The sequence below is a fragment of the Falsiroseomonas stagni DSM 19981 genome (assembly GCF_900114315.1).
Classification (GTDB): domain Bacteria; phylum Pseudomonadota; class Alphaproteobacteria; order Acetobacterales; family Acetobacteraceae; genus Falsiroseomonas; species Falsiroseomonas stagni.
Map to the genome: position 1 here is coordinate 14602 of NZ_FOSQ01000013.1, position 12307 is coordinate 26908.

At 72.1% G+C, this 12307-nt stretch carries 9 protein-coding genes; 1 reads left to right on the plus strand and 8 read right to left on the minus strand.

The window, feature by feature from the left end:
* Nucleotides 1-12 precede the first annotated feature (12 nt).
* The 7 genes from BM041_RS23960 to BM041_RS23990 all read right to left on the minus strand — a co-directional run bounded on the left by BM041_RS23960 (nucleotide 13) and on the right by BM041_RS23990 (nucleotide 8878).
* Entirely contained in the window at nucleotides 13-675 is a 663-nt protein-coding gene (locus BM041_RS23960) for a hypothetical protein (RefSeq protein ID WP_175534130.1), read from the minus strand.
* Between the two features lie 88 nt (nucleotides 676-763).
* Nucleotides 764-1741, minus strand: a complete 978-nt coding sequence (gene hslO / locus BM041_RS23965) for an Hsp33 family molecular chaperone HslO (RefSeq protein WP_092962450.1) — start codon at nucleotides 1739-1741, stop codon at nucleotides 764-766.
* Between the two features lie 129 nt (nucleotides 1742-1870).
* The gene (locus tag BM041_RS23970) at nucleotides 1871-2425 is read right to left on the minus strand and encodes a DUF3035 domain-containing protein (RefSeq protein WP_092962451.1); all 555 of its coding nucleotides are present in this window, start codon (nucleotides 2423-2425) and stop codon (nucleotides 1871-1873) included.
* Nucleotides 2422-2919, minus strand: coding sequence for a signal peptidase II (gene lspA, locus BM041_RS23975; protein WP_092962452.1), 498 nt, complete (start codon nucleotides 2917-2919; stop codon nucleotides 2422-2424). Before lspA ends, BM041_RS23970 begins: the two co-directional genes overlap by 4 nt.
* Nucleotides 2919-5780, minus strand: a complete 2862-nt coding sequence (gene ileS, locus BM041_RS23980; protein WP_092962453.1) for an isoleucine--tRNA ligase — start codon at nucleotides 5778-5780, stop codon at nucleotides 2919-2921. The genes lspA and ileS overlap by 1 nt, the downstream gene beginning before the upstream one ends.
* A 411-nt stretch (nucleotides 5781-6191) precedes the next feature.
* Nucleotides 6192-7445, minus strand: coding sequence for a M16 family metallopeptidase (locus BM041_RS23985; protein WP_092962454.1), 1254 nt, complete (start codon nucleotides 7443-7445; stop codon nucleotides 6192-6194).
* Nucleotides 7442-8878, minus strand: a complete 1437-nt coding sequence (locus tag BM041_RS23990) for a M16 family metallopeptidase (RefSeq protein WP_092962572.1) — start codon at nucleotides 8876-8878, stop codon at nucleotides 7442-7444. Before BM041_RS23990 ends, BM041_RS23985 begins: the two co-directional genes overlap by 4 nt.
* A 124-nt stretch (nucleotides 8879-9002) precedes the next feature.
* On the opposite strand from BM041_RS23990, the gene BM041_RS23995 reads away from it, so the two are divergent.
* Complete coding sequence (locus BM041_RS23995; protein WP_092962455.1) at nucleotides 9003-10442, plus strand: hypothetical protein; 1440 nt, start codon at nucleotides 9003-9005, stop codon at nucleotides 10440-10442.
* A 119-nt stretch (nucleotides 10443-10561) separates the two neighbouring features.
* Here BM041_RS23995 and BM041_RS24000 read toward each other — a convergent pair whose 3' ends face one another.
* Nucleotides 10562-12256 (minus strand): methyl-accepting chemotaxis protein, encoded by a 1695-nt coding sequence (locus BM041_RS24000; RefSeq protein WP_245762255.1) that lies wholly within the window; start codon nucleotides 12254-12256, stop codon nucleotides 10562-10564.
* Nucleotides 12257-12307 lie beyond the last annotated feature (51 nt).

The window sequence follows — 12307 nt, forward strand, 5'->3', positions numbered from 1 at the left end:
CCTCAGAGTCTCTCAGCGGGGCCGGGTGGCGGAGAGGTCCTCGCGCTCCACCGTCTCCGGCGCGGGCGCGGCGGGGGTGGTGACGGCTTCCTGCATCCAGGCGCGCAGCGTGCGGCGGACCTGGAACTCGAACTCCACATTCAGCTGGTCCATCGCCTCCCGCACCACATCCTCCGCCGCGCGGGCACGGGCGCCGGGGGTGGCGCCATCGGGCAGCGTCCGGCCGCGCCGGGCCTCGGCCTCCACGAAGGCGACGCGCCGGCCCTCCGGCGACAGGATCTCCAGCCGGCAGAGCAGCTGGCAGGTCAGGCGTTCCCCGGGTTCCCCGGCAAACAGGCTGGTCAGGCCACCCCCGCCCGACAGGCGTTCGCGGGTGAAGCGGGCCTGGCTGATGATGAAGCGGCCCTGGCCCTCCGTCCCGACAGGCACCAGGCGTTCATCCGCCATGCGCCGCATCTCCACATCCGGCCGCAGCGCGGGCGCGGGGTTGGAGAGCTGGACAGCACCGGGCAGCGGGTCCGCGACCTCGATATCCTGCACATTGAGGCGCAGCGGCGTCAGGTGCCGGTAGCCGGAGACGAGGGGCGGCAGGGCGACGGGTTCGGAATCCCCGCCACAGGCGGCAAGGCCTATCGGCAGCAACAGCGGCGCCTTCAGCAGCGAGCGGCGCATCATGGTCGTATTCGGGGGCATGGGATGGGGGGCCTCCGGCAGGAATGGGCGAGACTAGACACGGGGCGCGCCCGATGGGCAACGGGCGTGGTCAGGCCCGCCCGGCCTGGCCGCGCACTTCCGCGCGGTCGAAGCGGAAATCCACCGCGCAGAACTCGCAGGTCATGGTGATGGCGCCGGCTTCCGCCATGTGGTCCAGATCCTCCTGCCCGAAGCTTTCCAGCACGGAGGCCAGGCGCGCGCGGGAACAGCGGCAGCCGAAGGACAGGGCCCGGGCGCCGGCGGCGGCCACGCCTTCCGCATGGAACAGGCGATGCAGCAACTGGTCGGGCGTCAGCGCATCATCCAGCAATTCGGCCGGCGTGACGGTGGAGGCGAGGATCTGGGCGGTGCGCCAGGCTTCCTCATGCGCCTCCGAATCCAGCGCGGCGCCGATGCCGCCATCGGCGGCGACGCGTTCGATCACCAGCGCGCTGGCGCGCCAGCCGGAGAGGCTGCGGCCGCAGGCCAGCCACACCTGGCTTTTCAGCTGCTCGGAATTCTCGAAATAGGCGCCGGTCATGCTGGCCAGGCTGTCGCCCTCGATCGCGACGATGCCCTGGTAGCGATCCATGTCCGGCCCCTGGTCGCAGGTGAAGGCCAGGTAGCCATCGCCCAGCAATTGCTTGGCGCTGGGCTGGGGGTGTTCGGCCAGCAGGGCGTCGAGCTTTTCCGCATCCACCTTGGCCGTGCCGCGCAGCGCGCCACCATCGGTGCAATCCGCCAGCAGCATGGTGACCGGGCCATTGCCCTTGGCCTGGAGGCTGAAGGAGCCCTTGTATTTCAGGGCCGTGGCCAGCGCCGCCGTCAGCGCCAGCGCCTCTCCCATCAGTTTCAGCACGGTGGGGTGCTGGCTGTGGCGACCGAGCAGCGCATCGGCCAGCGCACCCAACCGCACCAGGCGCCCACGGACGGGCTGTTCCTCCAGGTGGAAGGGCAGCACGCCGCGCGGCACGACGATATCCGGCACCGGCGGGCGGTCATGGTTCAGGAAGGCGGGCGTGGCGGGGGACGACGTCGGATCGATCACGGGCAGCTACCAGTCGGGGAGGGTAAGCTGCCTAGATAGGGGCGATGCGCGCGAAGGCCCAGGGGCTGGGCGCAGGGGCGTGGCGCATGGGCTGGGCGCGCCCGCCGCCCGCCGCCCGTCACGCCGGGATCAGAACAGCCGGTTCAGGATGCCGGTGCGGCTGTTGGTGGTGGCGGGCTGCTGGATGGGCGTGGTGCCCTCCGTCGTCTCCCGCCCCAGCGCCGCATTCTCCCGCAGCCGCTGGGCTTCGCGCGCCGAGTCGACGGCGGTGCCGGGCGGCGGAGCCTCGCGCCAGAACATCAGGCGGTCGACGACGCTGCGCTCCGGCCGGTCCAGCCGCAGGCTTTCCGCATCGACGGCACGGCGGACATCGCCGCTGACGGGACCGCCGGCCTGGGCCAGCAGCGCGCGTTCCGCCCCCGAGGGCGCCGCGGCGGTGGCACCCGCCGCGCCGCCGAGGATCGCGGCCGGCGCGCGGGCCTGGTCCTGCGGCCGGGGGGCGCCCGGCGTGGGGGGCGGCAGGTCCGACATGCGCGGCGGCACGGAGAGCGGCGCGCGGGTCGTGACCTGGAATTCATCCGGCGGGTCCCGCGTGAAGCCGAGGGACCGGGCGGTGTCGCCGCCGCAGCCCGCGAGCGTCACGACCAGCGGCAAGCCGAGCAGGAGGGTGCGGATACGGTTCATGGCGTCTGATCCTTACCGCCGCCTGAGGGCCGGAACAAGGCATCCGCGAGCAGGCAGCAGACGCCGATCACGATGGCGGCATCCGCCACGTTGAACACATACCAGTGCCACCCCCAGGCATGGGCGTCGGCGAAATCCGCCACGGCCCCGAAGCGGGCGCGGTCGATGACGTTCCCGATCGCGCCGCCGACCACCGCGCCGAGCGCCAGGGCCGTGAGGCGGTTCTCCGCCCGCGCCATCCAGCGCAGCAGGAAGCCCGCGATGGCGAGCGCCATGACGCCGAGCGCGATCTGGGTCCAGAGGCCGTCGCCCGCGAACATCCCGAAGGTGACGCCGCGGTTCCAGACCATGGTCAGGTCGAAGCCGAAGGGCCCCCAGGCAAAAAGCGGGATGTGCCCGACCTGCGGCAGCCCGACCTCATAGAGGATGTACCATTTGGAGACCTGGTCGGCGACCAGGACCGCGATGGCGAGGATCAGGCCGATTCGCAGCATCAGGCGGCGCCGACCACCGCATCGCAGCGGCGGCAGAGTTTTCCTGAATGCCCGACGACCTCCGGCAGCACGCGCCAGCAGCGCTCGCACTTCTCGCCGGGGGCGACGGCATGATCGATCATCGCGCTAATCGTACCCGGCGGGAAACCGTCGTCCTCTGGCTGGATTTTCATTGCTGACACAATGCACACGGCGGCCCAGTCATCCGCCGAGAGTAACTTTGCGTCTGCAGGCGGAAGGCGGACGGTCGGCGCTGCCTGTAAGCTTGAACCAATCACACCTGACGCCCGCAGCCGTTCGAGAGCGCCGGTGATCAGCCTGCGGATACTCCTTATGCGATCCCACTTCTCCGCCAGCGCCTCGTCGCGCCAGGCGGCCGGGATGGCGGGCCAATCCTCCAGGTGGATGGACCCATCCTCCGACGGGAAGCGCGCCAGCCAGGCTTCCTCCGCGGTGAAGGACAGCACCGGGGCGAGCCAGGCGCAGAGGCAGCGATGCAGCACATCCAGCACCGTCCGCGCGGCGCGGCGGCGCAGGCTGTCCGGCGCGTCGCAGTAGAGCGCGTCCTTGCGGATGTCGAAGTAGAAGGCGCTGAGATCGGTCGAGCAGAAATTGTGGATCTCGGGATAGACGCCGGTCCAGTCGAAGCGCGTCGGGCTGGCGGGATCGGCCGCGGCGCGGAGCTTGGTGTCGAGCTCCGTCAGGCGGTGCAGCACCCAGCGTTCGAGTTCCGGCAGTTGGTCATGCGGCAGCTTCTCGGACTCGGAGAAGCCATCCAGGCTGCCGAGCAGCCAGCGCAGCGTGTTGCGGATGCGGCGATACAGTTCCGCCTGCTGCTTCAGGATCTCCGGCCCGATGCGGAGGTCGAGCGAGGTGTCGGCGTTCATCACCCAGAGGCGCAGGATATCCGCGCCATACTGCTTCATCACGTCCTGGGGCGCGGTGACGTTGCCGAGTGACTTCGACATCTTCCGGCCCTGCTCATCGAGCACGAAGCCATGCGTCAGGATCGCCTTGAAGGGCGCGACGCCATTGGTGCCGACGCTTTCCAGCAGCGAGGAATGGAACCAGCCGCGATGCTGGTCGGAGCCTTCGAGGTAGAGGTCCGCCGGGAAGGGCAGGCCGCGCGGCGGCAGGACGAAGGCGTGGGTGCTGCCGGATTCGAACCAGACATCGACGATGTCCATGACCTGCTCGTAGTCATCCGGGTTCCGCTCATTCCCAAGGAAGCGCTGCGCGGCGCCGGGCTGGTACCAGGCGTCGGCACCCTCCACGCGGAAGGCTTCCAGGATGCGGGTCATCACCGTCGGGTCGCGCAGCGGCTCGCCCGTGCGCTTTTCCACGAAGACGGCGATGGGCACGCCCCAGGCGCGCTGGCGGCTGATGCACCAGTCCGGCCGGGCGGCGACCATGCTGCCGATGCGGTTGCGGCCGATATCGGGGACGAAGTGCGTCTTCGCGATGGCGTCGAGCGACTTGGCGCGGATCTGGCGCTCATCATCCATGGCGATGAACCATTGCGGCGTGGCGCGGTAGATCACCGGCTTCTTGGAGCGCCAGCTATGGGGGTAGCTGTGCTGCAACTTGCCGGTCGCCGCCAGGGTGCCAAGCGCGGTCAGCGCGGCATAGACCGATGTGTGCGCCTTGAAGACGTGCTGGCCCTCGAAGCCCGGGGCCTGGACGGTGTAGGTGCCGTCATCGCCGACGCATTCCGGAATCTCGATCCGGCTGTCCGGATGCAGGCGGTTATGCGCGACGACGAGGGCGAAGTCCTCCTCGCCATGGCTCGGCGCGATATGGACGATGCCGGTGCCGGCATCATCGGTGACGTAGTCGCCGGCCAGCATCAGGGCATCGTGGTTGTAGGCGCCGGCGTGGCCACGAAGGGGGGCGGCACAGGCCGCGCCCTCGAACTCCGTACCCGGGAAGGTACGCACCAGCGTGTGGGTGGCGATCTTCGCGTCCGCGCAGAATTGCGGCAGCAGCGCGAGCGCCACCAGCATCCTGGCGCCTGGCTTCACCAGCGCGCCATCGGCCACGCTGTCCACATGGATCTCGGCGTAGGTGATCTCCGGCCCATAGGCCAGCGCCCGGTTGCCCGGGATGGTCCAGGGCGTCGTCGTCCAGATCACCACATCGGCGCCGACCAGATGGCGGGAGGCCGGGGCGCGCAGCACGCGGAACAGCGCGTGCAGCGTGGGCGAGACATGGTCGTGGTATTCGATTTCCGCTTCGGCCAGCGCGGTCTTCTCGACCGGGCTCCACATCACGGGCCGCAGCCCGCGATAGAGCGAGCCGTTCATCAGGAACTTGCCGATCTCGCCGGCGATCACGGATTCCGAGGGGAAGTCCATGGTGGCGTAGCGGCCCTGCCAGTCGCCGAAGACGCCGAGGCGCGTGAACTCATCCCGCTGCACGCCGAGCCAGTGCTGCGCATAGGCGCGGCATTCCGCGCGGAAATCGAGGGTCGGGACGCTGTCCTTGTCATTGCCCTTGGACCGGTACTCCTCCTCGATCTTCCATTCGATCGGCAGGCCGTGGCAGTCCCAGCCCGGCACGTAGTTGGCATCATGCCCGGCCATCTGGGCGGCGCGGTTGATGACGTCCTTCAGGATCTTGTTGAGGGCGTGGCCGATATGCAGCGGGCCGTTCGCATAGGGGGGGCCGTCATGCAGCACGAAGGTCGGGCGGCCCTTCGACTGGGCGCGGATGCGGTTCCACAGATCCAGCTTCTGCCAGCGGGCGATCCATTCGGGTTCGCGCTTCGGCAGGTCGCCGCGCATGGGGAAGGCGGTCTTCGGCAGGAAGACGGTGCCGCGGTAGTCGCGGGCCGAGGTCTCAGGGGTCGCGGCGTCGGTCATCGGTGCGGTCTCGGGCGGCCCGGCGGGCGGGCGCGAAAGGGGGTGTTCGGCGCGCGGCGTGTCCCGACCCTCAGGAGAGGGCCGGGCCGCTAATTCGAAGGGCGGGCTGCCGGAACATGCGACCATATGCGGAGGCGGAGGCGCCGGGGTCAAGCGGCGGGCCGGGCTGTGGCCTTGAGGTCACTAAACCTACAGCGGATTTAGCCGATTATGCCAATTAGGTGCCTTTAGCACCGTTTTTCGCATGGGGGCTCCGCCTCCCTGCCCGGCTCCAACTGACGACGGTCCAGGCCCGTCTCGGGCCCCTGGTCCCTTTGGGCGGATAGGGTCCGGGAAAGGCAGCGCCGTTCCCGGAATCACCGCCGTTGCCCCACGAACATAACCAGAACGAACTGCCGAACGCCAGCGGAATCAGACCCCCTCCGGCCGCCCCGCGATCGCCACCGACAGCGCTTCCGGCTTCAGCAGTCGCCCCGCCACGCCGCGCAGCCCTTCGACCGTCAGCGCCCGCAGGCGTTCGCTCCGCCGGTCCAGCCAGTCGATCGGCCGGTTGTTCCGCCGCAGCGCCAGCAGCGTGCCGGCGATGCGGCGGCTGTCCGTGAATTGCAGCGGCAGGTTGCCGGTCAGGAAGGCGACGGCATCGTCCAGTTCCTCGGCCGTCGGGCCTTCCGCCGCCATGCGCGCCCATTCGGCGCGGGTGACGGCCATCGCCTCCCCCACCTTCGCGTTGTCGGTGGCCGAGGACCCCACCACGAAGCCCTGGCCGAACAGCGTGTCGAGTCCGGCGCCGATGCCATAGGTCAGGCCCCGCTGGACCCGCACGGCTTCCATGAGGCGGGAGGAGAAGCCGCCGCCGGCCAGGATACGCAGCACGACCTGGAAGGCTTCCCAATCCGGGTCGCTGACCGCCAGGCCCGGCTGGCCGAACTGGATGGCGGATTGCGGCGCGGGCACGTCGATGATGCGGGGCGCGAAGGGCACGAAATCCGGCAGGGGGGGCGGCGTGGCGGGCGCACCCTCCGGCAGCCCGGCGAAGAGCCGCGGCAGCAGCGCGGCCAGATCGGCGGCGGTGATGGCGCCGGAAGCCGCCACCAGCACGCCGCCGGCGCGAAGCTGGCGCGCCAGCGCGTCCCGGATCGCCTGCTCGGGCAGGGTCGACAGGGTCTCCACCGTGCCGCCGGTGGGGCGGCCGGCGGGGTGGTTCGGATAGGCGGCGGCCCAGAAGGCGCGGCCGACCTGGCCGCGCGGCGTCTCCAGCTGGGACCGCGCGCCGGCCACGGCCCGGGCGCGCATCCGCGCCACGCTGTCCGGCGCCAGGCGCGGTGCCGTCATCGCCAGGTTGGCCAGGCGCACCGCTTCCGGCAGCGCCGGCAGCAGGGCGCGGAGCGAACCCTCGAACCCGTCCCGCTGCGCGTCGAAGCCGAGGCCGATGGCATTGTCCCGCAGCGCATCGGCGAAGCCGACATTGTCGAGCTCCCCGGCGCCATCCGTCAGCAGCGCGGCGCCCAACGCCAGCGCCCCGGCGTGGTCCGGCGCATCCAGCGCCGCGCCGCCGCCCCAGCCCCAGGCGAGGGAGACGACGGGGACGGAGTGGTCCTCGATCAGCCAGGCGGTTAAGGGGCCGGCGGTGACGGTCTGGATGTCGAGCCTGAAGGGGGTATTCACAGCCGCACCTCCGCCGGGGCGGCGACGCCTTCGGGCAGCAGCCACCCGCTGCCGGAGGGGGCGCGGCCGAGCACGGTTTCGGCGGCGCGGGCCACCTGGTCGCGCGTCACGGCCCGCATGCGGCGGGGCCAGTATTCGACCGTGTCCATGGACAGGCCGATGGCGAGTGCGTTGCCGATCATGCGCGGCGCGGCGCCCAGCCCATCCAGCGCCAGCAGGGAACCGGCGGACATCTGGCGGATGCTGCGCGCGACCTCGGCCTCGGTCGGGCCGCCGGCATCGAGCAGCCGCTTCACCTCCGCCGCGATGGCCTGTTCCACCCGTTCGGGCGCGACCTCGCGCCGCGGCGTCGCGGCGATGTCGAAATCGGTCCAGCCGGCGACGTCACCGTCGTAGCTGGCCGAGGCCGCCAGCGCGATGCCGCCTTCCACCAGCGCGCGGTGCAGGCGGGACCCCTGCCCGCCGCCGAGCAGGTGGCGCAGCACCTCCAGCGGATCGGCCAGCGCGGAATCGCCCGCGGTCATGGACGGCGCCTGCCAGGAGCGGACGAAATTCGCCTCTCCCCGAAGGCGCGGATCGTTGCGGACGAAGCGGGGCTCGGGCGGGCTGGCGGGGGGCGGCGCGCGGTCGCGCGGCACGGCGGGGCCGGCGGGCAGGGCGCCCCATTCGGCTTCCGCCACCTTCCAGAACTCCTCCGCCGAGACGGCGCCGGCGACCACCAGCACGGCATTGCCCGGGGCATAGCGGGCGCGGAAGAAGGCCAGCAGGTCGGCATGGGAGATGGCGCGGATCTCCTCCTCCCACCCGATGATCGGGCGGCCGCGCCAATGCTGACGGCCCCACATGGCGGCGTCGAAGCCCTCGTAGAACAGCGCGCGGGGGGAGGAGCCGGTGCGCTGGGCGCGTTCCTCCAGGATCACGCGCCGTTCGCTTTCCATCTCGGCCGCCGGGATCAGGGCGCCGGCGAAGCGGTCGGCCTCCATCATCGTCACCAGCGGCAGGCGGCTGGCCTCCACATGCTGGAAGTAGCCGGTGACGTCGCGGCTGGTGAAGGCGTTGTCATTGCCCCCTTCCCGCGCCACGCGGCGGGAGAATTCGCCGGAGGCGACGCGCGGGCTGCCCTTGAACAGCATGTGTTCGAGGTAGTGGGCGATGCCCGACAGGCCCGGCGGATCCTCCCCGCCCCCCGCCGCGACATAGGCGTAGTTGGCGATCACCGGCGCGCGGCGCTGCTCCACATGCGCCACCCGCAGCCCGTTCGGCAGGGTGCGGAGCGTGGCACCGAAGAGGGGCCGGTCCTCCAGCGACGTGCCTGGGGCGGCGGCCCCCTGGCCCGCCCCTTGGGCCAGGGCGGCCGGGGCGGCGAGCGGGGTGGCGATCAGGGTGGCGGCGGCCGCGGCCTGCAGGCAGGTGCGGCGGGTGATCGGGTTCATGCCCGCAAGATGGGCCCGGATCGGCGCCACGCAAAGGCGGCATGGTTTCGGTGTGTATCGGCGCGCTCGCCCCGCCACCGGCCGCGTGGTAGGGCGGACACGTAACGTTCCGCGATGCACCGCCATGCATGTCCGGCCCGCGCTGGCAGCCCCCCCTGCCCTGTTCCCCGCGCCGCCGCGCGATGCGGGATGGCGCGCGACGGGGCTGGTGGTGCTGGCCTCCCTGGTCGCGTCGCTGCTGGCGCTGCTGGCCTTCGGCCCGATGATGACGCCGGACAGCCCGACCTACCTGGCCTATGCGGAGGCGCTGCGCGCGGGCCCCCTGCCGGAGGGAGAGGCGCTGCTGCGCCAGGGATCGGCGCCCGCCACGCTCTTCCGCACGCCGGGCTACCCGGCGGTGATCGCGATGCTCCAGGCGGTCTCGCCCACGGGCTGGGTGGGGCTGCTGGTGGCGCTGCAGATGGCGGCGCAGGCGGGGGTGGCAGGGCTGGCACATCGCGTGGCCCTCGCCTTGGGGCTGCGGCCCTGGATGGCGGCGGCGGCGGCGCTGATGCCGGCGCTGGGCGTCACCATCGCCATGCAGGTCGCGGTGATGACGGATGCCTTCTACGGCGCGCTGGCCAGCAGTGCCGCGCTGCTGCTGCTGCGCGCCGGACTCCGGGGCGGCAGCCTGCGGGACGTGGCGCTGGCGGGGCTGCTGCTGGGCGCCGGCCTGCTGGTGCGGGAGGCGACGGCCTATCTGGTCCTGGCCTTCCTGCCGGCGGCCGCCATCGCGGCAGGAAGGGCGCTCGGACGGCGCATCATCGGCGTGGGCCTGGTGCTGGCGCCGGTGCTGCTGTCGGCGGGCTGGCTGATGACGGAAAACCACCGCCGCAGCGGCCATGCGGTGCTGTCCACCACGAAGCAGATCGTGATGGTGCAGGCGGTGCTGCCGCTGCTGGCCCGCGGCGTGCCGGTCTTCGATGGCGATGACCTGTTCGACCGGACAGTGCGCGACCATGTGGTGCCGCGCGGCTACCAGGGGCTGGATGCGATGAACGCCGCGCTTTTCGCCGCGGGGATGACGGCGCCGGAGATCGCGGCGGTGGCGGGCGACCGCTACTGGCGCGCCTGGCGGCAGCACCCCGCGGAGATGCTGCGGGCCATGATGATCCGCACCCCGGTGAAGCTGTTCCAGATCGGCTTCATGCCGGTGGATGCGGTGGCGGAGTTGCATCTGCGCTTCGACCGCCCGCGGCCCTGGTACGGAAGGATCGATGCCATCATGGACCGGCTGAAGGGCGGCTCGGCCGCCGCGCTGGCGGCGCTTCTGGCGCTGTCGGGCAGCCGGGCCATCGCGCTGGCGCTGGCGGGGGCGGCCATGCTGGCGCCGCTGCTGCTGCGGCGCGATCCCCGCTTCCCGGCGATGCTCGGCGCCTGGCTGATCTGCGGCGGGTTCCTCGGCGTCTATGTGCCGGTGCATGTGGAGCAGCGCTACCTGATGCCGGTGGCGCCGCTCCTCGTACTGGTGGGGATGGTGGTGCTGGATGCCGCCTGGCGCGCCCTAGGGCCTGTGGACCGTTAGCCTGCGGGCGCGTTCGGCGGCGCTTTTCCGCGCCTGCGGCGTCAGGCGGCTTGCCGCGGCCCTGGCAGGCACGAAAAATCCCTCGCCGCCCGCATCCCGGGGCTACCTGTCCACAGGCCCTAGGCGGCGCGCAGACGGCTGGCGAAGCTCGCCACCTCCGACCGTAGGGCGGCCCCCTGGCGGCCGACCGCGGCGCCGGCTTCGCGCAGCGTCGTGATCCCCGCCGCGCCGGCGGCGACTTCTTCCGTCAGGACGTTGATGTCGGCGGCGGCATCCTGCGTTCCGGCGGCGGCTTCCGCGGCGTTGCGGGCGATCTCCCGCGTCGCGGCGCCCTGTTCCTCCACCGCCGCGGCGATGCTGCTGGTGACCTCCTCCATCCGCCCGACGGCGTCGGCGATGCCGCGCACCGCGCCCACGGCCTGGTCGGTGGCGCCGCGCATGGCGCCGATCTGGCTCGCGATCTCCTCCGTCGCCTTGCCGGTCTGGGCGGCCAGGGCCTTCACTTCCTGGGCCACCACGGCGAAGCCCTTGCCGGCCTCCCCGGCGCGCGCGGCCTCGATCGTCGCGTTCAGGGCCAGCAGGTTGGTCTGGCCGGCGATATCGCTGATGAGCTTCACGACATCGCCGATGCGCGTCGCGGCCTCGGCCAGGCTGGCGACGGTGGTGTCCGACGCCCGGGCCGCGGATGCCGCCTCCTGCGCCGTGCGGGCGCTTTCCGCGACCTGGCGCGTGATTTCCGCCACCGAGACGGCAAGTTCCTCGGCCGCCGCCGCCACGGCGTTGACGTTGCCGGTGGCCTGGCTGATGCGGGCGGCACTCTGCCCGGCCCGGCTGGCCGTGCGGTTGCTGGCGTCCCCCACCGTCTCCGCCGCCGCCAGCAGCGCATCGGCGGAGGTCCCGAGTTCGGCGGCGATGGCGCCGACCGCCTCCTCCAGCTGGCCAGCCGTCGCGGCGCGGGCGGCGATGCGACCGGCCTGGGCTTCCTGGCGCTCGACCTCCGCCGCGCGGGCCTGGGCCTGGGCGACAGCGGTGGCATCGCGCAGCGCGGCGACGGCGCGGCCGATATCGCCGAGTTCGTCGTGCCGGTCGGTGCAGGGGACATCGGCATCGAGCTTGCCGGCGGTGATGGCGCGCAGCGCGATGGACAGGCCCTGCAGCGGGCGCAGCGACCGGCGCAGCAGCCACCACAGCAGCCCCCCCGCCAGGACCAGCGTCAGCCCCGCGGCCAGCAGGGCGCGCTTCAGCAGCGCATCGGCGCGGGCATCGGCTTCCGCCATCGACACGGCAACGCCGATCATGCCGACGACGCGGCCGCTGGCGTCCTTCACCGGCTCATAGGCGCCGAGATGCGGCTGGCCGAGGATCTCCACGCGGCCCTCATAGCGTTCGCCCCGGCCATAGACGGCATCCCGCACGGGCCCCGGGCCGATGGGGGCGCCCACGGCGCGGCTGCCATCGGGGCGCATGACATTGGTCGCCACCCGGACTTCGCCCGCGAAGATCGTCGCGACGCCGCCGGTGACGCGCCGGACGGTGTCCACCAGGTCATGCCGCCCGTTCAGCGTGGTATCGCCCAGCCGCAGCGTCTCGCCCTCCAGCCGCCATTGCGTGCCGAGCGGCCTCACCACTTCCGCCAGCAGGGCGAGGTTGGCGCGGATGGCGGCCTGTTCCTGCCGGCGCTCCTGCTCCCGGTTGTCGGACAGGATCATCGCGATGGGGATGACGGCGCTGATGGCCAGCATCGCCAGCGCCACGACCAACAGGCCCGCCCGGAGGGAGGGGCGGAACAGGCGCGCGAGCGCCGGCGGGATCATGGCGAGCAAGGGAGCCTCCGGCGGGTGGTCGGAGGCTCCCGTCTACGTTAC

What these genes read in the sequence shown, in the direction of transcription:
- BM041_RS23990 (WP_092962572.1), bottom strand. Translation starts at nt 8,878, where the DNA reads ATGAACCCGATCACCCGCCGCACCTGCCTGCAGGCCGCGGCCGCCGCC.
- BM041_RS23970 (WP_092962451.1), bottom strand. Translation starts at nt 2,425, where the DNA reads ATGAACCGTATCCGCACCCTCCTGCTCGGCTTGCCGCTGGTCGTGACG.
- ileS (WP_092962453.1), bottom strand. Translation starts at nt 5,780, where the DNA reads ATGACCGACGCCGCGACCCCTGAGACCTCGGCCCGCGACTACCGCGGC.
- BM041_RS24000 (WP_245762255.1), bottom strand. Translation starts at nt 12,256, where the DNA reads ATGATCCCGCCGGCGCTCGCGCGCCTGTTCCGCCCCTCCCTCCGGGCG.
- BM041_RS23960 (WP_175534130.1), bottom strand. Translation starts at nt 675, where the DNA reads ATGATGCGCCGCTCGCTGCTGAAGGCGCCGCTGTTGCTGCCGATAGGC.
- BM041_RS23995 (WP_092962455.1), top strand. Translation starts at nt 9,003, where the DNA reads ATGCATGTCCGGCCCGCGCTGGCAGCCCCCCCTGCCCTGTTCCCCGCG.
- lspA (WP_092962452.1), bottom strand. Translation starts at nt 2,919, where the DNA reads ATGCTGCGAATCGGCCTGATCCTCGCCATCGCGGTCCTGGTCGCCGAC.